The sequence below is a fragment of the Saccharibacter floricola DSM 15669 genome (assembly GCF_000378165.1).
In the GTDB taxonomy this organism is placed as follows: domain Bacteria; phylum Pseudomonadota; class Alphaproteobacteria; order Acetobacterales; family Acetobacteraceae; genus Saccharibacter; species Saccharibacter floricola.
Genome location: NZ_KB899334.1, coordinates 291,066 through 314,784, shown reverse-complemented (window position 1 = coordinate 314,784; position 23,719 = coordinate 291,066). Strand labels below are relative to the sequence as shown.

Below are 23,719 nucleotides of genomic sequence, written 5' to 3'. Positions count from 1 at the left end.
AATAAACTAAAGCAATTTCGTCGTATCGCCACACGGTATGACAAAACACGAAAATCCTTCCTCGCCTTTCTCAACATCGCTGCCATGAAAATCTGGATACCAGCATTTGTCAACAAAACCTGACAGATTTCGGTCATTCTGGGTGGATGGACTGGAATGTTGCGACACATTTCAACCATATGGATGTTAAGTCCGCTGCGTGTGATCAACGTAGGGAATTGGTTCTTACTGCCCAGCAATTCACCCTCATCTCGAGAGAAAACTCAGTGAATAAGCTGATTTTTGGCAGAATTTGGCAACAAATATCTGGTCTGTTGCTGTTCATGAGATTCGCTATGGGTACATAGTGTCGAATCCTATTTATGCGAAAAGATCGCACTTTTTTTAACCATGATCTTTCATGAATTTGCCAACAAGGCATAGTCTATCACTAATATAGAAGTAGTCTATGAAACGGCTAAACGTCGTTACCTTACTATTTGAGGTAATAACGTTAGAGACGAAGATTATATCTGCGTAATGCGTGATATAGAAAATATAACAATAATTAATACGATACAATGATCCATAAAATATCAGAATAAGATAGATTTTATTATATGAAAATGGACTATATTATTTGATGTGTATTATAAATTTAATATTTACTATTTTATTTTTGCAAAATGAATGACGAATTAATGTATATAGATATGTAATATTTAAAACTATTCAAAAAACAAAATAAAGAAAAAAAGATTTTTTTGATGTTTTGTTGAGAGAAGATTCCTCATTTAAATTATATGATGATATTTTTAATTTTTCTTAAATTTGAAGAACAAGTTAATTCTATTCTATAAAAAACAAAAATTGAAAAATTTATTGATAAAAATTGATAATTATTTCTTCAATACAAAGAAAACAATTGAACCTATTCTTATAACAGGAATAATGAATTACAGTTATAGATCTATTGTGTAACCTTTTTTTAACTTTATTGATTTTCATCAAAACGTTGTGGCGGAATTTGAGGTTTGTCGTGAGGTAGAAAGTAACTAGATGTTGAAACGAGACCATGCGACAGAATTTTTTAACGCGAACCGCCTTGCATTCGGCTTTTCTCGCGATTGGTCTAACTCCCTGTATGGCGGCAGCTCAGGCGGCGCCAGGTGATCATGTGACACATACGGAGACAGAGACACCACAACGTTCGTTGCTTGATCGTTTGATGCATACAGCGCCAGGAGGTTGTGGCCCGAGCTCTCAAGAGGATGTCGCTAAAACGAGCCCGTTTGGTGTATTTGCGCGTGGTGATGGTAGTGAAACGGGGTTTGGCCCTGAATCTCAGTATGGTACGCCAGCAGGGATGGAAGGGCCTAAAAAAGCTAAGCCTGTTTGTGATCAGAATGATCCCTTAGATGCCTATAAGCATATGAAATTGAACGACAGTGGCTCTATTTGGTTAAGCCTTGAGGGTGAAACGCGTATCCGCAATTGGTATGATCATCATCCAGTTTTGGGATCACAAATGCCCCCAGGAAAAATTGGAGCGATTGGAGGCGGGCGGTATCCTCGTAACTCTGGTCGTTTCGCTGTCCGTAATCTATGGAGTGCTGATCTCCATCTAGGAAAGCATGTAAGGTTTTTTGGTCAGCTTATTAACGCTGATGCAGGAGGCTGGCGTCCTTATGGCTATGACGGCACTTTCCGTAAAAATATTGATGCCCAGCAGGCTTTTGTTGAATTTAGTGGTGATCTGCTCGGTGGTCATAGTGGGTTTATTTTTGGGCGGCAGCAGTTTTTAGATGCGCCTGATTATATGATCGGCAACCGTGATGTGTTTAACGTGCCGCTGACCTGGAACGGGTTTCGCGCTTACCAGATTTGGAAGCGTGTTCGGGTTGATGGCTTTGATTTCGTAAAAACAAAAGACCAACATCCTGCAGGGAGTCCGCAGGCTTTTCGTAATACAGAAGATTATAGCACACGCCTCTATGGGGTAAATGTAACGATTGCGCCACCTGATTTTACTTTTATGGGTGAAAAAGGATATTCTTTCATTAATCTTTTCTACTACGGCTATAAAATGACCGGTGGGCCAGCTCAAAGCACGGTGATGTCAGAACCTTCTGCATGGGGGTCAACCACACGTAATAACTTTGGGTTGCGTTGGCATGGTGAAGCCGGGCCGCTCAGTTTCTCCGTTGGTGGGGCGTATCAGCAGGGTGTTTTCCATCAAGCGGCTATGAGCGCCTATAATGGTCGGAGTACGGTGCATTATGACGACAGACATCGTGATGTGAAGGCATTTTCCGTGAATACAACGGCGGATTATCACTTCCGAAATGTTATGTGGAAGCCGAGCGTGGGGGCTCAGGTCGATATTTATTCAGGTGGTGGGGCACGTGGCTCAACCTCTTCTATGAATACATATATCGAGCCTTTCGGTATTAATACGAACTATCTTGACCCTACAAACTATTTAACGGGTTCAAACTTGGTGAACTTTGCTCCGAAGTTTGCCTTTTCACCCACGAATTATCTCAAAGTTCAGTTTAAATACCCATTCTACTGGCGCTATAGTAAACATGACGATACGTATTCAGTGTATGGACGAAATATCTTTAGTCAGCAGATAAATAATCCAGAAAATGAACACGGCGCTTATGTTGGTATGGCACCGCAGGCGGATGTGACGTTGAAGCTCGGGCCTCATTTAACATGGGACCAGCATGTGGTGCGGTTTATGTCGTCGCACGCTATGCGTCGGGTTGGAGCGCAAAGTTCAACCTATTATCAATCTGAATTGACGTTCACATATTAATGATAAGCCATACAGGCGATGATGTGCGACTTTGCCCGGGAAGCCCATCATCGTCTATGGTGGGAGCATATTAAAAATAAAGAGTGGCAGCCTATTATTATGAGTAACATCAGCGTTCTTAGGTATCTGTCACAATGTAGTGTGGCGTTTATTGGTTTTTGGGCGGTTCATCCCGCTTTGGGGGCAGAGAGCCCGTCTAAGGTATCATCATCAGTCGTGCAGCCTGTATCGGCTGTAACGGCTGCAAACGATCAGGCTTTTGCAGAAGATCTTGAGCATAAAACATTTGATTGGTTCTGGGACTATGGAGTTTCGCACAATGGTTTAGTCCCAGATCGTGCTCCTTTGCCACATGGGGCTGCGAGTATTGCGAGTGTTGGTTTTGGTCTGACGGCGTATGGGATTGGTGTAGAGCGGGGCTACGTAACGCGTGACCAAGCTGTAGAGCGAACCCTCACCACGTTGCGCTTTTTGTCGCGTTTGCCTCAAGGAGAGGCTGCCACTGGTACGGCTGGGAACCACGGTTTTTTCTATCATTTTCTTGATCCTGAGACGGGGCTGCGCGTTGCGCCGTGGTCGGAGCTGTCAAGTATTGATACAGCCTTGTTGATGGGTGGTGTCCTGTTTGCACAGTCTTATTATGATCATTCCTCAGCTCAAGAAGGAGAGATACGTTCCCTTGCAGAGGCCTTGTATCGGCGTGTTGATTGGCGGTGGATGAAGAACCACGGCCCCTGGCTCAGCATGGGTTGGACGCCAGAGCACGGCTTTTTACCGGCTGACTGGAAAGGGTATAATGAAGGATTATTGATTTATATTTTAGCGCTTGGTGCACCCGATCATGCTCTAGCTCCTGAAACTTGGCATCAATGGACGGCCACTTATGATGCTCAATGGGGAGAATTTCAGGGAAGGAAATTCCTTAACTTTGCACCGCTATTTGGCCATCAATATAGCGAATCATGGATTGATTTCCGTGGGTTGCAGGATGATTTTAATCGTCAGCATCATACAGACTATTTCCAAAATAGCCGGGAGGCTGTGTACGCTCAGAAAAGCTACGCTCAGCATAATCCGGGCAACTGGAAGGATTATGGAGACACCATATGGGGTTTGACCGCTTCAGATGGCCCCGGTGATGCAACCCAGCCTTATAAAGGGGAAGCGCGTCATTATTTGGCGTATAGCGCTCGAGGAGCTGGGAAAGACTATGTCCTTGATGATGGCACGATTGCGCCAACGGCTGCGGGGGGATCTGTCGCTTTTGCTCCAGAAATTGCACTGCCTGCGTTAAAAGCGATGAAGCAGCGTTATGGGGATCGACTTTATGGACGTTACGGTTTTGCTGATGCCTTCAATCCGTCTTTCAAAACGGAAAAGGGCATGTGGGTTGATGGGCAGCAAATAGGGATTGATCAGGGCCCTATTGTCATCATGCTTGAAAATTGGCGCAGTGGTTTTGTGTGGAACGTGATGAAGAAAAATCCGTTCATTCGGCAAGGGCTCCATCGTGCCGGCTTTACTGGCGGATGGCTCGATAAGGCTCCTTAAGAGAGCCTTTCTTTAGCCTCAAGCAGGGTAAGACCATCGCTTTGCATCGCTTGAAGGAGCGGTTTTTGTTCACCAATCGCTGCGCAAAGATTTGTAAGGACGACGGTTTCAAAACCTGCATTGAGGCTATCAAGAGCGCTGGCTCTAACGCAATAATCAAGAGCAACGCCGCAGAGTACAACGCGCCGTATACCGAGCCCTGTTAATAAGCCTGACAACCCCGTTGAAGCGCCAGATTCATCGGCAAAGGCAGAGTAGCATTCAGCTTTGGCACGCATCCCTTTGTGGATGATATGGCTGATGGGGACTTGATGAAGTTCTTTATGAAGGGCGGCCCCGTGTGTGCCTGCAATACAATGAGCAGGCCATTGGCCATATTGTTCTTTAAATGAGGTGTGATTGGCCGGGTGCCAATCCTGACTAGCAATAATAGCGTCAAAAGAAGAATGCATCAGACGATTAATGCCAGGAATGAGCGCGTCCCCACCGGGTACAGCAAGGGCTCCACCCGGGAGGAAGTCATTTTGCATATCGATGACAAGGAGAGCATCGCCAGCCCGTGGGGTAAAGAAGGTCATAATAAAGAGCCATCCTGCCCAGTGAGTTCACGCCGAATAACGCGCATAGGCACAAGCCCTGCATTGAGGAGAGAATCGTGGAAGTGCTGTAGAGAGAAGTGACTGCCCTGTTGCTTCTGTAGGTCACTGCGGAGTTGTAGGATCATCATCTTCCCCAACGTGTAAGAGAAGTAGCCGGGGTCTGCGGTGCCGCGTCGGGCTTCTTTATAAGCCGCTACGGGGGATTGTAAGCATCGGCTCTGCATCAATTCTTTTGCTTCAGAAAGGGACATCCCTTTCATATGCATTCCGAAGGAGACGAGCAGGCGGCAATCTCGCAGCAGAGCGTCTTGTAGTTGCATGAGGTGTAAAGAAGGGGAAGCGTGATCGAACCCTTGTTCAACCATCATTTGCTCTGAGTAATGAGCCCAGCCTTCAGTGATGGTGTAGGAGCCACCATTACGACGCGTGAGCGACCAGTTAGGGTGAGCACCAAGATAGAGGCCTTGCACAAAATGACCGGGCATTGCCTCATGAATGGTGATGTTGAGAAGTTCTGGGCGATTAAAATCCTGTAAAGCGAGCTCTTTCTGGAGAGAGGAGAAATGAACAGAAGGAGGGGTAACATCATAAAAAGAGGGGAGGTGCTTCGTTTCAAACGGCCCAGGCCATTCGGTGGCTGCGGAGATAAGTGCCTGCTCAAAACCTGGTGTTGTGCGTACAAGTGGTAGCGATGTTGAAGGTAGTGTGACGAGCTGGCGTTCTTGAACGAAATGTTGCACATCACTCAGCTGTTGTTGCACAGTTGGCACAAGCTGTGCTGCGGATGGATGGTCTTTACGTACGTCCGCAAGGGCATTTTCAGGATGTTGTGGGTTAATGCGATGGGCGACGGCCCAAAACTCTGCATAATCTTGTTCAAGCTGCTTTTCCCCTTGGGCCATAATGGTCTCTGGGGTGAGGTCGATCATATCGGCAGCGAGCAGTTGCACCATGGTTTGCCGTCCAAGCGCGAAATAGCCTGAGGCGGGACGTTCGGTAAGGCTGTGCTTATACTGTGCCAAGGCCATCAAGGCTTTTTGCGTCGTCTGTGTAAGCTGTTGTTGCAGAGCAGGGTCGTGGACATTGGCAAAAGCAGCAGGAACATCTTGCCGGATAAAGTCTTGTGCTCCCTCTAAATCTTCGAGGGCAATTTCTTTATAGACGGCGGGTACATCTGTAAGGCGTGCCGTAGCTGCTTCTAAGAATGCTGGGATGAGGTTTAAACGCGACAGAGCGGCCTTTAGTCGGATAGGCGCTGGTGCATAATCACGTGCCACGAGGCCATAGAGACCGTTTGTAACAACCGAAAGAGCGTAATCTGGCTGGTGGCGATCTGGTTGAATATTCTCAAGAGTGACGCGCTCCCCTTCGAGGGAGGCGAGGAGAATATCACGGTCATCTTGGTCATGCTGGGATGCATGGGAGAGGTCGAGTGCGCTGAGCGCTGTCTTTTCTTGGGCAATACGGGCAAGGCGGCGCGTGTGGCTTGCGTCAGACAGGTCAGGAAGGAGGCTATCTCCTGTATGGATACCGCTTAGTGTCGCATTAACGGGGTCGTCGTGCCATTCGAGTGTATAATGAAAGCGTTCAAAATTACGGAATGCCACTCCCTGTTGATCCGCTTGTAAGGGGGCGGCTGATGCACAGAAAAAGGGGGACAGAACGCTTCCAGCAAGTGCTAAAAATTTAAGAAGGATAAAGGCACGCATGGGCGGTGTCTCCTTAGAAAAGCGGGCTTTGGAGGGGAAAAAGTCAACGCCCTGTAGGTTCGTCTTTCATGCGGGTCACAAGCAGCTGATTGATACGGAAACCTTCGACATCCACGACTTCAAAACGGAAACCAGCGGCTTCAATACGGTCTGCTTTGCGTGCCATACGGCGGAGGCGGTTGGTGACAAAACCACCGATCGTATCGAAGTGATGGTCATCGACGAAGAGATTGATCGAGAGCTCCCGAATCACATCACCAATAGGAGCAGCCCCATCAATGAGCCATGATTCAGCATCACGACTAACAATGGCTTGTTCTTCAAACGGATTAGCCAATCCATCCATAAGGGCACCCATAATGTCTTTATAGGTGATGAGCCCAACGACAAGACCATACTCGTTAATAATGAGAGCAAAACCAGCGCCATGTGTATCGAACTGGGCGAGGGTTTCCCACAGATTGAGCGTGTCAGGGAGAGAGAGAACGTCGCGCCGCATGTGGAAAATCTGTTTATGAGCTGATGAGTTCGGGTCTGTTAAAGCGCCCGGCTCATCGACCACAGCGGCTAAAACGTCCTCAGCGCGAATGGAGCCGATGACATGATCCAGACTATCATCACAGAGCGGATAGCGCGAATAAGGACGCATTCGTACTTTATCACGCTGGCTTTCTAGACTTTCCTGCACATCAAGATAAACGATTTCATCACGCGGTGTCATGGCTGAGGCGACTGAGCGATTTTGCAGCGCCATGACATTTTGAATCATCTGATGTTCTTGCTCAAGGAGAATGCCCGATGCTGTGCCAGCAGCCAGCATGGCGCGGAGGTCTTCTGGTGTGACGATATCCACTGTTGCCGTGGCTGGGATGCGTAAGGTTTTGAGGATGGCATCAGCAATATGGGAAAAAATCCATACGGCAGGGTAAAGCAGTTTTAGCGCAAGAGCAGGGAACCAGTAGACCGACAGAGCAATGCGATCTGGCGCATTCATAGCCGTGCGTTTTGGCAGCAAGTCAGCAAAAAGCACGAAGAGGCCAGTCACGAGAACAAAGGCACTTAAAGAGCCAATTTTATCGGCAAGTCCAGCGCCCATTCCAAGGTCTTGTAACCCGATAGAGAAGGGGCCACTGAGCATTGCATCCCCGATGACCCCGCCCAAAACCCCAACGGCATTCAGGCAGATCTGGATGGTGGTCATGACCTGACCGCTATTGCGACGGAGCTTGAGAAAGGCAAGCGCGCGCCGATCCCCATTTTCGGCAAGCGTGCGCATCCGTGTTTCGCGCGCCGCTGCGAAGGAGATCTCGGAAAGAGAGATCAGCACAGACACGCCGATAAGGATTGCCGTTGCGAGCAAGCCGAGGATGAGGAGAAGGAGTGGATGGTCGGGGAACGATAAGAAAGACATGCTTCCTCTTTCATAACCTGATCTTCTGGTAGAAGGCCATCACCAAATCATAAAGGTCGGTATTTTTACGAAGAGGCCTCCATATCAGCGAGCGTGCGCCATTCTTGCTCATTGATGCACCGAATAGACAAGGATTCTGCTTTCTTCGCTTTTGATCCTGCTTTTTCGCCCAGAATAACTAAGGTCGTTTTTTTAGACACGCTGTCTGTCACTTGCGCGCCGAGACGTTCAGCGATGGCCTTTGCCTCTGAACGTGACATCGTGCTCAGTGACCCGGTAAAGACGAGTGTCTCACCGCGAAGCTTTTGTTCTGCTTCATTCTCGACCGTTGGGGTTTCGGCGGTAATGTTCAGCTGAGCGGCTAAATCATCGAGGGCTGTGATGTTGTGGGGTTCATTGAAGAAAGCCGCGACTTCATCAGCAATAGCAGGGCCGATACCCATAATGCTGCTTAATGTCGCACGGGCGTCGCTGTCAGGAGCTGTCGCTTTTTCCATAGCCTGACGCCATATGGAAAATTCTTCATAATGACGGGCGAGCAAACGCGCATTGCGCTCCCCAATACGGCGAATACCAAGGGCAAAGATAAAACGGGGGAAGCTAATAGTGCGGCGCTCATCAATCGCGCGCAGCAACTTGTCCAGCGACTGTCGGCCCCATCCTTCCATGGAGAGAATAGCACGTTCATGCTCATGAAGGCGGAAAATATCCCCAGGTTTTTGAATAAAACCACGGTCGAAAAAGCTACGAATGCTCCGGTCGCCGAGCCCATCAATATCAAACGCATTGCGTGAGACAAAGTGAATGAGACGTTCAACAGTTTGTGCTTTGCAGGTTAGACCACCCGAGCAGCGGCGCACGGCTTCATCTCTGACACGCTCAATATGGGCTCCACAAACAGGACATTCTGTGGGGAAGGTAAAGGGAGTGCTGCGATCGGCACGGTCAGCATCTATGACGGCGACAATCTGTGGGATGACATCGCCAGCGCGTTGAACACGGACGAGGTCGCCGGGTCGCACATCCAGACGCTTAATCTCGTCGTCATTATGTAAGGTCGCGCGCGAGACGATGACCCCACCGACATTGATAGGCTCTAAATGCGCAACAGGTGTAAGCGCTCCTGTGCGGCCTACCTGAATTTCAATATCATGGAGGCGTGTAATAGCTTGTTCGGCTGGGAATTTCCACGCAATAGCCCAACGAGGCGCACGCCCAACAAAGCCTAACCGTTGCTGAAGGGTAAGGTCGTTAATTTTGAAGACAATACCATCAATATCATAATCCAGATCAGGCCGTTCACGCGCTAAATGATCAACATAAGCGGGAATGTCACTGGCATGAGCGATGTTCTTGGAAAGGGGATTAACAGTGAAACCCCATTTTTCGAGCAAGGCAAGCCATTCTGTATGCGTTTGGGCGACGGGCTCCGTGCTATAGCCCATTCCATAGGCGAACAAACCAAGTGGACGTTGCGCTGTAATAGCCGGGTCGAGTTGTCGTAAAGAGCCAGCCGCGGCATTGCGAGGGTTCGCAAAAGGACGCTCTTTTTTGGCTTCTTTCTGGGCATTGAGGGCTAAAAAGCTCGCTTTGCTCATGAAGATTTCCCCCCGGATCTCAATGAGGTCAGGGGCCCCGGCCTTTAAGGTTTCGGGGATTGTTTTAATCGTGCGAATGTTGGCGGTAACATCTTCTCCCTCAACACCATCACCGCGTGTTGTGCCACGAACAAGCTGGCCTTTTTCGTAGGTGAGGCTGATAGAAAGGCCGTCAATCTTGGGTTCCGCGACAAAGGTGAGGGCGTCTGTTGCGGTCTCATCAAGGTCTAAAAAACGGCCAATACGGGTGACAAATTGACCGAAATCCTCCGCATTAAAGACGTTATCAAGTGAGAGCATTGGAGCTTTATGGCGTATCTTGCCAAAAGCGGGGTTAGGCGCTGCGCCAACGCGAGTGCTCGCACCACCTTCTTTTTTGAGGTCAGGATAACGCTTTTCCAACATGGAAAGCTCAAGCCGTGCACTGTCATAATCAGCGTCAGACACATCGGGGTCATCATGCCCATGATAGGCTTCATCCCAGCGGGCAATGTTCTCCTCAAGTTCAGCGTGGCGTTTAATAATGTCAGAAGAGGTCATGCAGAATGAGATCCAAGAAGACTGTCAGCAGCAGCACGAGCGGCATCGGTTACCGTATTGCCTGCAAGCATGCGGGCAATTTCCTCACGTCGTTCGTCGTGAGAAAGAGGCTCTGCCAGGGTTTGTGTTTGGTTATGTGAGACCCTCTTTGCAATGCGCAATTGTTGGTCTCCACGGGCAGCGACCTGTGGGCTATGAGTAATGGCGAGCACTTGCACATTCTGTGCTACGCGATGGAGGCGCTCCCCAATAGCAGAGGCTGTCGCTCCGCCAACGCCTGAGTCCACTTCATCGAAAACAAGTGTCGTGAGTGAGGATTGCCCGGCCAGTACGACTTTCAAAGCCAGCATCAGGCGAGAGAGCTCCCCACCAGAAGCGACTTTGCCGAGTGGCCCTGGAGGCTGTCCCGGATTTGCTGCGATTAGGAAAGCTCCTTGTTCCATCCCATGGCGGTTCCAATGGTCCGGCGCTAAGGGCGTAAGCTGAACAATGAAACGGGCCCGCTCTAATTTAAGCGGCTTTAGCTCTGCCATAACCTTTTTTTCAAGACGAGATGCGGCCTTATGGCGTGCTTCACTGAGCGTATGAGCTGATTGCTCGAACGTTGTTCGGGTATCTTTTGCAGCCTTTTCAAGCGCGCTGAGCTCTTCGGAGCTTTGCTCAATATGGGAAAGACGCTCTTTTAACTCTGTAAGAAAATTGGGAAGATCCGCGACGCTAATATGGTGTTTACGGGCTTCTGCACGGAGGGTGAAAAGCCGTTCTTCCGTATCTTCAAGCAAGCGTGTGTCCGTGCCTGTATCTGCGGCAAGGCGTGAGAGAAGCGTTTCAGCTTCGGCTAAGGCTTCCTCTGCTTTATCAAGGGCATCGAGAGCTTCTTGAGCTTGTTGTTGGTGGGCGGACGCTTCTTCTCCCTCTTGCTCATGCTCCAGAGGGGAGGGCAGAAGACGGGCAAGTGCACGGCTGGCAGCACGGAGGGCATTGGCCGGTGTTGTGCTGCGACGGTCACGAGGGGTGAGTTCCGAAAGGGCGGAAGCGACAGCTTCGCCACGGCGCTCGTCATGTTGAAGTTGAATGCGCTGGGCAGCGAGTTCTTCTTCTTCTCCTTCTTGTGGGGCGAGGGCTGATAGGTCGTCGATTGTATGGCGCAGCCATTCTTCATCACGAATCGCGTCATCCATCGCTTTGCGTGCATTTTCCAAGGCTTTCTGGGCTTTTTGCCAAGCCTGCCAACAGTCGGTTGTGTGCTTACGTAAAGCGCGGGGCACACCAAAACTATCAAGCAGAGAGAGATGTATGCTGGGGTCAGCTAGTCCCATCTGCTCATGCTGCCCTTGTATTTCAACCAGCAAAGCTGCAACACGCCGTAGCACGTTAATCCCAAGAGGATGGTCGCAGATATAAGCACGAGAGCGGCCATCTTTGGTGACGACGCGTCGTAGCACGAGCGGCTCGCCTTCTTCCACAGACGTAATATCAAGCTCTTGGAGAAGAGCATAAACTGGGTGGTTCAGTGGAAGTTCAAATACAGCGGTAACACGACTTTGATCGGCACCCGCACGGATGATACGGCTATTGGTGCGCTCCCCTAGTGCGAGTCCTAAACTGTCGAGAAGGATGGACTTCCCCGCTCCGGTCTCGCCGGTGAGTGCCGTAAGGCCCGCATGAAGAGGGAGGTCTAGCTTCTCAATCAGAACGACATCACGGATCGAAAGATGTGTTAGCATACCATGATTGTCGGCTGTGATGAGGGAACTGTCAAACCCAGACCGACCCTCTCATGCAAAAGAGTTAGAAAATCTTGTTCCATGTATTGGAGAAGAAGCTTCCAACAGGGGTAAAGAAGTTCCCAACAGGTGTGAAGATAGAGGAGAAAAACCCTCTTTTCCTACGCTGTTCCTGAGGGAGTTGTGCAGCCGTACTCCGGGGTGGAACATTGCCAAATTTGGACAAGGAAGACTGCTGAACAGAAGATGACGGTACTTTTGAGATCGCCAACGGCCCCTGCGCCGATGGTGTAGATGATGCGGTGAGTTGTGGGTGTTTAGACGTCCGATTTTTCTTGCCTGAGCCGGGCTTACGGATCTGCGGTGTTAGTTGGTTGTTATATTTCAGTTTATTATAGGCGTAACGGTACCATTTACTGTCTGGGTCATTATAACCCAGAACAGAGGCTGCCTGTCGTGCTTCATCAGGAAGACCAAGATCCAAGTTGACTTCTACAAGTCGCTCTAAAGCTTCAGGAACATGGTTTGTGGTTTGGAAGTCCTGCACAACGCGCTGATAACGACCAATAGCGGCCTGATAATCTTTCTCTTCTTGATAGAAACGCCCAACAAGCATTTCCTTCCCAGCAAGATGATCGCGGCAAAGGTCAATCTTGAGTTGAGCGTCACGCGCATATGAAGTTTGCGGGAAGCGGGATACAACTTCTTGGAGAGCGTCCACTGCCTCAATCGTGCCGAGTTGGTCACGCGACACATCGCCGATCTGCTCATAATAGCATAGGCCGCGCAAATAATAGGCATAAGCAGCATCGGGGCTGGTAGGGTGTAGCTGTAGGTAGCGCTCAAGCTGCTGAACGGAGAGGGCATATTCCCCCTGCAGGTAATAGGCATACCCCTCCATGAGCTCCGCATTCCCTGTGTAACCAGAGTAAGGGTAGTTTTGCTGGAGGAGTTCAAATTCTCCGCTGGCCATTTTGTAATGACCGTCATGCAGAGCATCAACACCATAATTATAGAGCGTCTCTGCGTCAGCCGTCCGTGGCACAGGAGCTTGCTCTCCATTAGAGGCACACCCGGCAAGAAAAGCGAAGCCAAGACAAGAGCATGCCCCTAAAGGCATGAGACCTAGGCGGAAAGATGAAGCGCGACGCGTTACAATGCTGCTGACCATAACTGCCTTATAGCACGGAAGGTTAGAGGCGAAAGAAGAAACATGCTGTTTCTCCAATGAAACTATCAGGGCGAAGCAGAAAGACGGCGTCGATCTGGTACAAAACGCCAACGATGCGGTGAGGCAAATAAAGCACGAAGCAAACGATTGTTAAGCGCATGTCCTGTTTTATAAGCTTCAAAACGCCCACAAATTCTATAACCGCTACAATACAAATCACCAATAGCATCAAGTGCTTTATGGCGCACAAATTCATCAGGGGTGTGAAGGCCTGTTGGATTTATGACGCTGTCATGCTTAACAACAAGAGCGTTATGAAGGCTACCGCCGCGGGCCATTCCTTGTTTTTGGAGGCTTTCAACATCGCTATAATTGACGAATGTGCGGCAGAAGGCGAGCTCTTTCATAAAAAGAGAATGACATAACCGAGCGCGATAATGTTGCTTGCCAATAATTGGTGCAGGGAAATCAATATATAGAGAGAGGTCTAGCGTTTGGCTTTTATGGGGGACAAGCCGGGCTTTTTCTCCATGAGATCCTGAAACTTCAATAATTTCTTCGGGAACGATAAGCTGACGCACAGCCTGTTGCTTTAGGAAACCGGCTGAGCTGAGCAAAAAAGTGAAAGCATCAGCGCTTCCATCAAGAATAGGCACCTCGGGGCCGGAAAGCTGCACCAGAACATTATCAATTTCCATCGCGTATAAAGCCGCCATGAGGTGCTCAACGGTCGCCACATTATGAGGGGACTTAGGGCTTGGAGCGACAACAGTAGCGAGTCGTGTCTGGATGATACTGCCTGTATGCACGCGAAAAGGGGGACTATTTGGGAGGTCAGTTCGTTGAAAACGAATACCTGTCCCAATATCGGCAGGGAGCAGGGTCATACGAACGTCACATCCGCTATGGAGGCCAACACCACGGCAAAAAATGGGATGTCGGAGTGTCCGCTGTGCGTTGCCTTTAACCTTAGCGTCGTTTGTCGCAGGAGGGGCAGGGAGGGCCGCAGGAGCAGTACCAATAGGGTGGTTCGGCATAACCTTCTTTTTTGCTGGGCGTAGACCCCCAAGGGGCAATTATAGCGAATAGTCTAAACGTGCCGTACAGCGTTACGGGAAGACGCCGTTAAAGAAACACGTCTTCCCGTAAGGGTTTTATTGCGGACGGCGTAGATAAGCAGGGATATCAAGATCCGCACTATCTTGCTGGTCATAAGAGGGCCCATCGTGAGGATGCGATGATGAAGCTGTTTCGCCCTGTGCGTTTCCCTCCTTGGGGCGATGGCCTTCTTCCAGCGATGGAGCTACGCGCTGTGGCTGAGGCGTGGCCGGACGTGTACGGAAGAAACGACTGAATAATCCACCACCACGTTGTTCCTCAGAACGCTCTTGAGCGGGTTGAGTCTGCGTGGAGGTGGAAGGTTGGGGTGAGGGGGCCGGTTTCTCTTCCTGCTTATGGAGGTGAGGCGTCTCGTGACGAGCAGGCTCCTCCTTTGGTTGTGGAGAGGTTTCCTCATTTTGAGGTTCTACAGAGGCACTTTGCTCAACTCCAGGTGTCGGAGCGGCGTCGGTTGCCGGTTCAGGAACACTCACCGTACTATCGTCAGGGGAAGAGGCGAGTTCATGTTGGGGGGTGAGGCTATCAATTCCCGTTGCGACAACGGACACTTGAATGCTGCCTGTCATATCGTCACGTGTGAGCAGACCGCCGATAATCTCAGCATCTTCGTGCGCTTCTTCACGGATACGTTCCATGATATTGGTGTAGTCATGCAAGCCAAGATCTGGCCCACCTGTGACATTGATCAGCAGCCCACGTGCTCCACGAATAGATGTTTCTTCTAATAATGGATTAGAGATGGCGCGTTCTGCTGCGGTGATGGCCCAGTCTTGACCATCGGCCTCACTGCTGGAAATCCCAGTCCCCATCATGGCTTTGCCCATTTCACCCATGACGGTTTTAACGTCAGCAAAGTCCAGATTAATGAGCCCCGGGACAATCATAAGGTCGGTGACGCTTCGCACCCCACGATAAAGCACATCATCGGCCATTTTAAAGGCGTCAATCAACGTCGTCGTTTGCGTTGCGCAGCTAAAGAGATTTTGATTAGGGATAACAATGAGCGTATCGACATGCTTTTGCAGCTCAGCAATGCCAGCATCTGCTGCACGGCAGCGGCGCGCTCCTTCAAACTGGAAGGGTTTGGAGACAACCCCAATTGTGAGTGCGCCATTTTCGCGAGCGATTCGTGCCATGACGGGGGCAGCACCTGTGCCTGTACCGCCGCCCATACCGGCTGTGACGAAGACGAGGTCAACACCGGAGAGGTGCTGGCGAATCTCTTCCTCAACTTCTTCAGCCGATTGACGGCCAATCTCAGGTTTGGCACCGGCGCCTAAACCACGTGTCAGGCTTGGGCCAAGCTGGAGGCGTGTTGGCGCTTTGGAGTTACCAAGCTGTTGCGCGTCTGTATTGGCAACGATGAACTCAACGTTCTTTAGATCCGTGGAGATCATGTTATCCACGGCATTGCCACCGCCTCCACCAACTCCAATGACTGTAATGCGCGGCGGGCTAACTGCGCTTACGCCAGGTGTCGTCGGGGTAAGGTTCAGTGTCATAATAAGGTGGCTCCGAACGGGCAGGTGACAGGGTAACGCGTGTACCCCTCCAAGTAATGACTATACATGCCTGCTGATGAGATTCACAAGGCGTTTCATAATTCCAGAAGGTGGGGAATCATCTTCAGGCAGACAAAAGGACTCGTCAGCCCCACAGGCCCATGTTAGCAGGCCAGAGACTGTAGAGAAACCCGCAGAAATAGCAGCGCTCTCTGGAAGGCCGTAAATCATGTGCGGTTGGCCCATGCGTACCTGCCGGCCAAAAATACGTGCTGCAACGGGGCCTAATCCGCTGAGAAGAGACGCGCCGCCGGTTAAAACGACACGACCTTCAGCGAGTCTACCGAGACCTGCATTATCAAGATAATGGCGAGTCATCTCTAAGGTCTCTTCAATGCGAGGGGCAATAATAGAGACGAGTCGGGCGCGAGAAATACGTTCCAAACTGCGACCATGAGAGACAGGGAGGCGGATAATATGATGCTCATCATCGGCAACAGGCTGGGCAGCGCCATGCATGGTTTTGAGCCATTCGGCGACATCGGTATGCACGGATAAAGCCGCAGCAATATCACGCGTAATATGATGGCCACCAATACGAAGTTGAGCGGTATGGAGAAGACGCCCATGCGAGAATACCGCGAGAGACGTCGTGCCTGCTCCCATTTCAACCACGGTTACGCCGAGGTCTCGCTCATCATGATCCAGCACGGAAAGACCCGAAGCGAATGGGCTGGAGACGAGGCCGTTTAGACGGAGCTCTGCGCGATGAAGCACGGTGCTCAGAGTACGCAGCGCACTGGTGTTTGCATCAATAAGATGGAACTTTCCTAAAAGCTCCGTGCATTGATGGCCGCACGGGTCGGGCACGGCGGGGGTTTCATCCACATTAAAGCCGAGTGGTAATGTACTGACGATGCTCCGCCCTTCGTAAAAGGCCTGTTGGCGCGCGTGATTGAGCAGGCTGCGCACGTCTTTAGGGGTAACTTCGCGTCCCCCAGGGGTCATTGCTGTATCAATATGATAGCTCTGCGGATTCCCGCAGGAGAGATTCACAATGACTTCTTCAATGCGGCGTCGTGCCTGTGTTTCTGCATCTCCAACAGTTGCACGAATAACGGCTTCAACGCGGGCTGTATCAACAATAGCACCGGAGGTAATACCTTCAGAACGGCGCCAGCCCCATCCGAGGACTTTAACTCCCCCATTGCTGAGACCGCGGCCAATGAGGCAGGTTGTTTTAGTGGAGCCAATATCAAGAACCGCATGAATACCAGGGCGCCAAGTAAAGCCAGGGCGCTCTTCAGATGGCAGAAGCGGCAAGACGGCTCTATTTTCGTTCTCAGAGGAGACGGGGAGAGCGGCAGAGGATGAAGGAGAAGACATCGTCAGGGCTGTCATGGCGCGTCAGTTCCCGGGGATGGAGAGGAGGACGGAGGAGACGAGGGTGTGTGGATGACCATGCGGTCTGCAAGGCGTAGGTCAATGGACGTAACGGGACGTTCAAGAAGACGGATCTGCTGTTGATAATCCGTCAGGCGTGCAAGGGCAGCGTTTTCTGCACCTTCAGGAAGGAGAACGAGCGTGCCATTTCGCATGAGAAGATTCCACCGTCGTTCACCAATACGGATCAAGGCTAGTATGCGTGATTTAACGTCTGGATAATGGGCGAGGAGGTCAATAATAGAGGCTGCTGCGACGTTTGCTCCCTGTCCCACAACAAGCGGAAGTTTATGAAAAGCGGTGCTGTCTTGTGCGGTGAGGTCTCGCTCTGAGACGCGGTCGCCCGCGCGGTTGATGAGGATAAAGTGGCGGCGTGTTTGCCAAATGGCAACAGGGACGCGCTCGGTTAGGGTAACAATGACTGTATCAGGTAAATGACGCTCCACTGTTGAATGATCAACAAAGGGGAGGGCATCAATACGCAGGCGCGCTTGCTCGACAGAAAAACCAAAGAGAGAATGATTTTTCTGTGTATCTAAGCGGGAGAGAATATCGCTTTCATCGGTGAGCTGACGACCGCGGATGACAATATGCTTGATCTGCAATGGATCCATCGCTTCAAGCTTAGTGCGCAAGCTGCTCATGGAACGATCCGACACCATGCCAAGGGCGATCCACCCACCGCCGATGAGCACCAGTATGAGCACCAGAAAGACAACCAAGCGTCGCATGGTGTTCTTCCGGCGTAGCCAGAAAAGAGACACACGCGAAGGGCGGTCTCCATAAACAGGCGGTGGTTGATGCGGGTCAGGCGGTGGAAAAGGGGGCATGGTTTCGTTAGGTGCTAGGCGACGTCAGCAGAGAGCTAACAGGGGCGGGGGACAGCCCGAGGGCGTCTTGTATCATCCAATGACAGAGCGCGGCATAATCCATTCCACGCCATGCGGCCTGTTCGGGGAGGAGAGATGTTGGGGTCATCCCTGGTTGCGTGTTGACTTCTAAAATAACAAGGCGTTGACGTTGCTCATCATAGCGGAAGTCGGTCCGGCTTGCACCAGAGCATCCTAAAGCGTTGTGTGCCTGACATGCAAGGGAGAGTGCCTGTTGGGTGATGGGTGTTGGCAACGCGGCGGGGATGATATGGCGTGATCCGCCAGCACTATATTTTGCATTAAAATCATAGAATCCTTCACCTTCGTTCGGAAGAATTTCAGTCACGCCAAGAGCCGTTTCCCTTAACACAGAGACGGTGAGTTCCCGTCCTGGAATAAAATCTTCGGCTAAAAGGTGATCCCCAAAGCGCCAAGCGCGCGCCAGTTCCTCACGGCGTGGGTCGTTCTGATGAAGGATCTCAACGCCGACGGAAGAGCCCTCAGCGAGAGGTTTAATGACGTAAGGGCGAGGGAGCGGGTCTGCCTGAGCGAGTTCTTGCGGTGTGATGACTTTGCCGGTTGCTACGGGAAGCCCGGATGCTTCGAGTGCCATACGTGTAGCGGCTTTATCCATGGCCATGGCCGATGCCAATACGCCAGAATGGGTATAAGGCAGGGAAAGCCACTCTAAAACACCTTGGATACACCCATCCTCTCCGCCGGGGCCATGAAGGGCGTTAAAGGCAACATGGGGGGAGAGGCGGCGCACTTCTGCAATGGTGGTGGCAATATCGGCCCCAATATCGACCGCATGAGCGTGATAGCCTTTTTCCAACAAAGCGGCGAGTACGGCACGACCGCTGGATAGGCTCACCGTGCGCTCATTGGACGTCCCCCCCATGAGGACGGCAACGCGCAGAGAAGAGGGGGCTTGGGGGATGGATTGGCTCATGATGGCGATGCCTTATATGGTAGGACGGCCTAGGCGCTTGATTTCCCATTGTAAAGAAATCCCGCTGGTATCATAGACGCGCTGACGCACGATAGTGCCGAGCTGCTCAAGGTCTGCGCTGCTGGCTTGACCGAGATTGAGCATGAAGTTGCAATGTTTTTCACTCATTTGCGCGCCGCCTTGGATCAGCCCACGACATCCCGCTTGGTCAATGAGTTCCCACGCTTTATGTCCATCGGGATTACGGAAGGTAGAACCACCGGTGCGCGTACGAAGTGGTTGGCTTTCCTCTCGTGAGGTGCGGATGGCGGTCATACGCTCCGTAATTGCGGCGGGGTTGTCTGGTGTGCCTTTCAGGCGAGCACGGGTGACGACAGCTCCTTTGGGAAGGGACGTATGGCGATAGCTCATTGTCAGCTCATGGGCGGGAAGGCGTAGGGGCTTCCCTTCGCTTGTGAGCAGCTCGACCCAATCAAGGATAGCGGCCATGTCACGCCCATAGGCGCCCGCATTCATAGCGACAGCACCACCGATAGAACCGGGAATACCGACTAGAAACTCCATCCCAGCGAGGCCGTGGTGGGCGGCGGTTTCAGCAACGGTGACATCAAGGGCCGCTGCGCCAACAATGAGCCCGTCTTGTTCAACGTCTATATCGGCAAAACCACCGGCTAAACGGATCACAAGCCCCTCAATCCCACCATCGCGGATAATGATATTGGAGCAGGCTCCTAAGACCGTTAAAGACATGGTGTCAGGGCGCTGACGAAGGGCTGTGCTGAGGTCATCACTATCTTTGGGAACAAAGAGACAGTCCGCCGCTCCCCCTGTGCGGAACCAGCTGCGCATACCAAGAGGGGCATCCGTTTTAAGCCGCCCACGCAGTCCCGAAAAACAGGACGGTATGTTCATTGTTTCTCTCCCGTTTGAGGAGATGAGAGTGCCTCAAGCTGTGCGGGAAGTGCTTTGGCCCAATGTGTAATAGACCCTGCACCGAGACACATGACAATATCGCCAGGTTGAGCACTATCTGCGATGATTTTTGGTAAATCTTCAGGGGATGGAAGAGCGATGACGTGGCGGTGACCACGCTCGCGTAGCCCTTGCACGAGGGTATCGCGATCAGCTCCTTCAATCGGCTCTTCCCCTGCGGCGTAAACATCAGAGACAATCACCGTATCAGCCTCATTAAGGCTCGTGCAGAAATCGTTAAACAATGCTTTGAGGCGGGAATAACGATGAGGCTGAACAACAGCGATGACATGACGCGCGCCTGCCTGACGCGCTGCATTGAGCACGGCCGTAATTTCTACTGGGTGATGGCCGTAATCATCAATGATTTTGACGTCATTCCATGTGCCGACATGGGTAAAACGACGCTGCACACCACGGAATTTAAGCAGTCCGTTGGCAATCACCTCATCAGGGATTTCCATTTCCATTGCAACGGCGATAGAGGCGAGGGCGTTTAGGACATTATGACGACCAAACATCGGGAGGCGGAAGGGGCCCGCATGGCGCTGTGTCTCTTGGGCGCGATTGGTCACGACAACATCAAAACGTGCTCCATGTGCGTCCATAATAATGTTGTCAGCACGAACATCAGCCTGCGGGCTCACACCATAGGTGACAATGCGATGGTCAGAGAGCTGAGGGATCATTTGCTGAACGCGCGGATGATCGACGCACAGCACAGCAAAACCATAAAATGGAATGTTCGAGACAAACTGTCGATACCCTGCTTCCATCGCTTCTTCAGACCCCCAATGGTCGAGATGCTCGGGGTCCATATTCGTGACGATCGAGATAACAGATGGCAAGCGAAGGAAGGAGCCGTCGCTTTCATCAGCTTCGACGACCATCCATTCACCAGAGCCCATGCGCGTATTGGTGCCGTATGCTTCAATAATGCCGCCATTGATGACGGTTGGGTCGAGCTTGGCATGTTCTAAAACGCAGGCGACGAGGCTGGTGGTCGTTGTTTTGCCGTGTGTGCCCCCAACAGCAATAGCCCAGCGTAGACGCATGAGCTCGGCCAGCATTTCGGCACGGCGTACGACAGGGATAAGCCGAGCGCGGGCGGCGACGACTTCTGGATTGTCGCGTTTGACAGCTGTGGAAATAACGACGGCACGGGCATCGCCAATATTGGCAGCGTCATGCCCAATATGGACGGGGATACCCGCTCGACGAAGCCGCTCAACATTGGCGCTTTCTGCCATATCGGAGCCTTGCACGTTATAGCCGAGCATATGAAGCACCTCTGCAATGCCAGACATGCCAATGCCGCCGATACCAACAAAATGAATAAGGCCAATATTGAGAGGAAGGGCGCGCATAAGTGACAAGCTCCGATAGGCTAACAAGCGAGAGAAAGGCGAGAAGGCAGACAATCAAGAATGGAGGGTAGCTTCAACCAGATCGGCCAATTTTTCTGCCGCCTTGCGATGTTGAAGTGTTTTGGCCGCCGCAGCGGCCTGCGTAAGGCGTTCTGGCGTTTGGAAAAGGGTCATGAGGCGATCAGCAAGGAGTGTGGGCGTAAAGGTGGCTTGTCGGATCATCCATCCAGCCCCAGCACGTTCCACAGCTTGGGCATTTTGGCCTTGCTCATCAGAAGCTGCGATGGGAAGCGGCACAAGGATAGAGGGACGACCTGCCATTGTAAGTTCTGCAACAGAAGAACCGCCCGCTCGGCCAATGACGAGGTGGGCGGTTTGCAGAGTATCGGCCACGTTATGGATAAACGGCGCTAATGTTGCGTTAATCCCAGCCTCTTCATACTGCTGCTGAATGCGTGAAAGGTCTTGCTCGTTGACTTGCTGAGTAACATGCAGGCGTGAGCGGAGGACTTGCGGAAGGGTTGTGAGGGCCTCTGGCACAACGCGCCCAAAGATTTGAGCTCCAAGTGAGCCACCCCACACGAGGAGCTGTATCGCATCATCGCCGTTCTGATTGGGGGGAATATAAGGGATATCTGCGAGCGCTTCGATGGGGTCACGGACGGGCATTCCGGTTAGTTGAACCGTCGCGTTTGTCGGGAGGCGCGCAACATGAGGGTAGGATGTTGCAATCATCGAAGCAAAGCGGGAGAGCAGTGCGTTTGCTTGGCCTAAGATAGCATTCCCTTCATGAATGACCATCTGAGGGCGGTATTTCTTGGAAAGAAGGCGAGCGCCCAACAGAGGAGGAATGGAAGGATACCCACCAAATCCGATGATAGCAGCGGGGCGTATGACACGGAGGAGGGCGCGCGCTTTGATCGTGCCATCAAGGAGGCGAAGGGCCCCTTTTATTTTTCCCAAAAGTCCTTTCCCGGCAATGCCCCCGCCCGGCAAGACATAATGTGGGGTATGTCTGAACACGCCGTCATTAATGCGGTTATTGCGTGCATCGGTCATCAATACGACGTTATACCCGCGGTTAAGAAGAGAGTTTGCGAGCGCTTCTGCGGGGAAAAAATGGCCACCAGTCCCACCAGCAGCAATGACGATCGACGTGTTCATGTTTCCTTAATCCTTATCCGTAGATGAGGGGGCAAAGAGCCGGTTGGATAATGGGATGTCTGTTGGTGCCGCTTTGGGCGAGAACAACCCCGGTTTGACGCGATGTTTCGTCAGGGCCAGCACCATACCCATCGTGAGTGCGATGGAAAAGGCGGAACTTCCTCCATACGAGATGAACGGAAGGGTCATGCCTTTTGTGGGGATGAGATGCAAACTAGAGCCCATATTAATAAAGGCTTGAAGGCCAAAGCCGGTGATGAGCCCGCCAGCGGCTAAGATAACGAAAGGGTCTTTTTCATGCAGAAGGCGTCGTAATGTGCAGAGCAACAGCATGACGAAAACGCAGATAATAAAAAGGCACATGAGGAAGCCATATTCCTCCCCCGCAACTGCAAAGACGAAGTCTGCATGAGCGTCAGGAAGGAGGTCTTTCACGCGGCCTTCCCCCGGGCCACGGCCGAGAAGGCCACCATTGCCAAAGGCGCGGAGTGACGTATCAATTTGGTAGTGATCGCCTACATCGGGATGGAGAAAGCGTTGCACGCGGGAGCGCACATGGTCGAATGTGAGATAGGCGAGCCCAAAAGCACTGATCATACCGGCGATGAGTGTGACGAAAAATGCTATAGGAAGGCCATCAATAAAAAGCTGTGTGACAAAGACCATCGTGATGACGGAGAGCATCCCAATGTCTGGTTGTGCTTGGAGCAACGCAACAATAAGGAGGAAGACGAGACAGGAGAGTGCGCGCCCCGGAAAGCGCCAGCCATTGCGGAGGCGAATTTTTCCCCGAAGGCTGAGGAGCCAGCCCGTGAGCAAGGCAAAGCATGGTTTGAGGAATTCAGAAGGTTGCACAGACATAAGCGGGAGGGCGATCCACCGTCGTGCTCCTTTGATTTCCATCCCATGAACGAGTGTCATGAAGGTAGCCGCTAGGGCAATAACGCCCCCAATAACGGCGAGCTTCTGCATCGCGCGAATGGAAAGGCGTGAGGTGACAATGACGATCACCGCAGCGATGGTGAGGAAGGCGACCTGCTTAAAGATAAACATATTGCGGGAGGCCCCAATACGGTGGGCTACAGCTGGGCTCGCCGCGAGCATCAGGACATATCCAAGAGCCATGAGGATGCCGATACCGGTAAGAGCCACATGGTCAATATTGCGCCACCATTGCGCGTGAGAGGACGTATCTGTGCGGCGAGGGAAGGCCATCTCT

General features: G+C 51.5%; 17 protein-coding genes and 1 pseudogene. 3 read left to right on the top strand and 15 right to left on the bottom strand.

Translation table 11 applies throughout. The annotated features are described in order from the left end of the window. The 3 genes and pseudogenes from F457_RS14190 to F457_RS0103305 all read left to right on the top strand — a co-directional run. Positions 1-123: pseudogene (locus F457_RS14190) on the top strand (IS5/IS1182 family transposase); the annotation flags it as partial. Between the two features lie 931 nt (positions 124-1,054). Further along, positions 1,055-2,803 carry an alginate export family protein gene (locus F457_RS0103310; RefSeq protein ID WP_018979712.1) on the top strand — a complete coding sequence of 583 codons (1,749 nt, stop codon included), beginning with the start codon at positions 1,055-1,057 and terminating at the stop codon, positions 2,801-2,803. 18 nt (positions 2,804-2,821) lie between these two features. Then, positions 2,822-4,354 (top strand): glucoamylase family protein, encoded by a 1,533-nt coding sequence (locus F457_RS0103305; RefSeq protein ID WP_018979711.1) that lies wholly within the window; start codon positions 2,822-2,824, stop codon positions 4,352-4,354. Here F457_RS0103305 and F457_RS0103300 read toward each other — a convergent pair. The 15 genes from F457_RS0103300 to F457_RS0103230 form a co-directional block, all read right to left on the bottom strand. Further along, the gene (locus F457_RS0103300) at positions 4,351-4,932 is read right to left on the bottom strand and encodes an isochorismatase family protein (protein WP_018979710.1); all 582 of its coding nucleotides are present in this window, start codon (positions 4,930-4,932) and stop codon (positions 4,351-4,353) included. The two genes, F457_RS0103305 and F457_RS0103300, sit on opposite strands and share 4 nt — an antisense overlap. Then, a complete protein-coding gene (locus tag F457_RS0103295) occupies positions 4,929-6,662 on the bottom strand; it encodes a DUF885 domain-containing protein (RefSeq protein ID WP_018979709.1) in 1,734 nt (577 codons plus the stop codon). The genes F457_RS0103300 and F457_RS0103295 overlap by 4 nt, the downstream gene beginning before the upstream one ends. 43 nt (positions 6,663-6,705) lie before the next feature. After that, positions 6,706-8,073, bottom strand: coding sequence for a hemolysin family protein (locus F457_RS0103290; protein ID WP_018979708.1), 1,368 nt, complete (start codon positions 8,071-8,073; stop codon positions 6,706-6,708). Between the two features lie 65 nt (positions 8,074-8,138). Next, on the bottom strand, positions 8,139-10,211 hold the full coding sequence (gene ligA, locus F457_RS0103285; RefSeq protein ID WP_018979707.1) for an NAD-dependent DNA ligase LigA: 2,073 nt from the start codon (positions 10,209-10,211) through the stop codon (positions 8,139-8,141). Further along, positions 10,208-11,938, bottom strand: a complete 1,731-nt coding sequence (gene recN, locus F457_RS0103280; RefSeq protein WP_018979706.1) for a DNA repair protein RecN — start codon at positions 11,936-11,938, stop codon at positions 10,208-10,210. The genes ligA and recN overlap by 4 nt, the downstream gene beginning before the upstream one ends. Before the next feature lie 64 nt (positions 11,939-12,002). Next, positions 12,003-13,058, bottom strand: coding sequence for an outer membrane protein assembly factor BamD (locus F457_RS12050; protein WP_373316366.1), 1,056 nt, complete (start codon positions 13,056-13,058; stop codon positions 12,003-12,005). Between the two features lie 116 nt (positions 13,059-13,174). Then, complete coding sequence (gene lpxC, locus F457_RS12045; protein WP_018979704.1) at positions 13,175-14,146, bottom strand: UDP-3-O-acyl-N-acetylglucosamine deacetylase; 972 nt, start codon at positions 14,144-14,146, stop codon at positions 13,175-13,177. 117 nt (positions 14,147-14,263) lie between these two features. After that, positions 14,264-15,730, bottom strand: a complete 1,467-nt coding sequence (gene ftsZ / locus F457_RS0103265; protein WP_018979703.1) for a cell division protein FtsZ — start codon at positions 15,728-15,730, stop codon at positions 14,264-14,266. 60 nt (positions 15,731-15,790) lie between these two features. Further along, a complete protein-coding gene (ftsA, locus tag F457_RS0103260) occupies positions 15,791-17,131 on the bottom strand; it encodes a cell division protein FtsA (RefSeq protein WP_018979702.1) in 1,341 nt (446 codons plus the stop codon). After that, positions 17,128-18,003, bottom strand: coding sequence for a cell division protein FtsQ/DivIB (locus F457_RS12040; RefSeq protein ID WP_051081276.1), 876 nt, complete (start codon positions 18,001-18,003; stop codon positions 17,128-17,130). Before F457_RS12040 ends, ftsA begins: the two co-directional genes overlap by 4 nt. A 7-nt stretch (positions 18,004-18,010) precedes the next feature. After that, complete coding sequence (locus F457_RS12035; RefSeq protein WP_018979700.1) at positions 18,011-18,997, bottom strand: D-alanine--D-alanine ligase; 987 nt, start codon at positions 18,995-18,997, stop codon at positions 18,011-18,013. A gap of 12 nt (positions 18,998-19,009) precedes the next feature. Next, entirely contained in the window at positions 19,010-19,909 is a 900-nt protein-coding gene (gene murB / locus F457_RS0103245; RefSeq protein ID WP_018979699.1) for a UDP-N-acetylmuramate dehydrogenase, read from the bottom strand. Then, positions 19,906-21,336 (bottom strand): UDP-N-acetylmuramate--L-alanine ligase, encoded by a 1,431-nt coding sequence (gene murC, locus F457_RS0103240; RefSeq protein WP_026294141.1) that lies wholly within the window; start codon positions 21,334-21,336, stop codon positions 19,906-19,908. The genes murB and murC overlap by 4 nt, the downstream gene beginning before the upstream one ends. 54 nt (positions 21,337-21,390) lie before the next feature. Then, positions 21,391-22,500, bottom strand: a complete 1,110-nt coding sequence (gene murG / locus F457_RS0103235; RefSeq protein ID WP_018979697.1) for an undecaprenyldiphospho-muramoylpentapeptide beta-N-acetylglucosaminyltransferase — start codon at positions 22,498-22,500, stop codon at positions 21,391-21,393. Between the two features lie 6 nt (positions 22,501-22,506). Continuing rightward, positions 22,507-23,715, bottom strand: coding sequence for an FtsW/RodA/SpoVE family cell cycle protein (locus F457_RS0103230; protein ID WP_018979696.1), 1,209 nt, complete (start codon positions 23,713-23,715; stop codon positions 22,507-22,509). Positions 23,716-23,719 lie beyond the last annotated feature (4 nt).

Excerpts from the sequence above, each read along its gene's own strand:
- F457_RS0103230 (WP_018979696.1), bottom strand. The coding sequence starts at position 23,715 with ATGGCCTTCCCTCGCCGCACAGATACGTCCTCTCACGCGCAATGGTGG.
- ftsA (WP_018979702.1), bottom strand. The coding sequence starts at position 17,131 with ATGACAGCCCTGACGATGTCTTCTCCTTCATCCTCTGCCGCTCTCCCC.
- murC (WP_026294141.1), bottom strand. The coding sequence starts at position 21,336 with ATGCGCGCCCTTCCTCTCAATATTGGCCTTATTCATTTTGTTGGTATC.
- F457_RS0103310 (WP_018979712.1), top strand. The coding sequence starts at position 1,055 with ATGCGACAGAATTTTTTAACGCGAACCGCCTTGCATTCGGCTTTTCTC.
- murG (WP_018979697.1), bottom strand. The coding sequence starts at position 22,500 with ATGAACACGTCGATCGTCATTGCTGCTGGTGGGACTGGTGGCCATTTT.
- F457_RS0103300 (WP_018979710.1), bottom strand. The coding sequence starts at position 4,932 with ATGACCTTCTTTACCCCACGGGCTGGCGATGCTCTCCTTGTCATCGAT.
- recN (WP_018979706.1), bottom strand. The coding sequence starts at position 11,938 with ATGCTAACACATCTTTCGATCCGTGATGTCGTTCTGATTGAGAAGCTA.
- lpxC (WP_018979704.1), bottom strand. The coding sequence starts at position 14,146 with ATGCCGAACCACCCTATTGGTACTGCTCCTGCGGCCCTCCCTGCCCCT.
- F457_RS12050 (WP_373316366.1), bottom strand. The coding sequence starts at position 13,058 with ATGCCTTTAGGGGCATGCTCTTGTCTTGGCTTCGCTTTTCTTGCCGGG.
- F457_RS12035 (WP_018979700.1), bottom strand. The coding sequence starts at position 18,997 with ATGAGCCAATCCATCCCCCAAGCCCCCTCTTCTCTGCGCGTTGCCGTC.
- ligA (WP_018979707.1), bottom strand. The coding sequence starts at position 10,211 with ATGACCTCTTCTGACATTATTAAACGCCACGCTGAACTTGAGGAGAAC.
- murB (WP_018979699.1), bottom strand. The coding sequence starts at position 19,909 with ATGAACATACCGTCCTGTTTTTCGGGACTGCGTGGGCGGCTTAAAACG.
- ftsZ (WP_018979703.1), bottom strand. The coding sequence starts at position 15,730 with ATGACACTGAACCTTACCCCGACGACACCTGGCGTAAGCGCAGTTAGC.
- F457_RS12040 (WP_051081276.1), bottom strand. The coding sequence starts at position 18,003 with ATGCCCCCTTTTCCACCGCCTGACCCGCATCAACCACCGCCTGTTTAT.
- F457_RS0103290 (WP_018979708.1), bottom strand. The coding sequence starts at position 8,073 with ATGTCTTTCTTATCGTTCCCCGACCATCCACTCCTTCTCCTCATCCTC.
- F457_RS0103295 (WP_018979709.1), bottom strand. The coding sequence starts at position 6,662 with ATGCGTGCCTTTATCCTTCTTAAATTTTTAGCACTTGCTGGAAGCGTT.
- F457_RS0103305 (WP_018979711.1), top strand. The coding sequence starts at position 2,822 with ATGATGTGCGACTTTGCCCGGGAAGCCCATCATCGTCTATGGTGGGAG.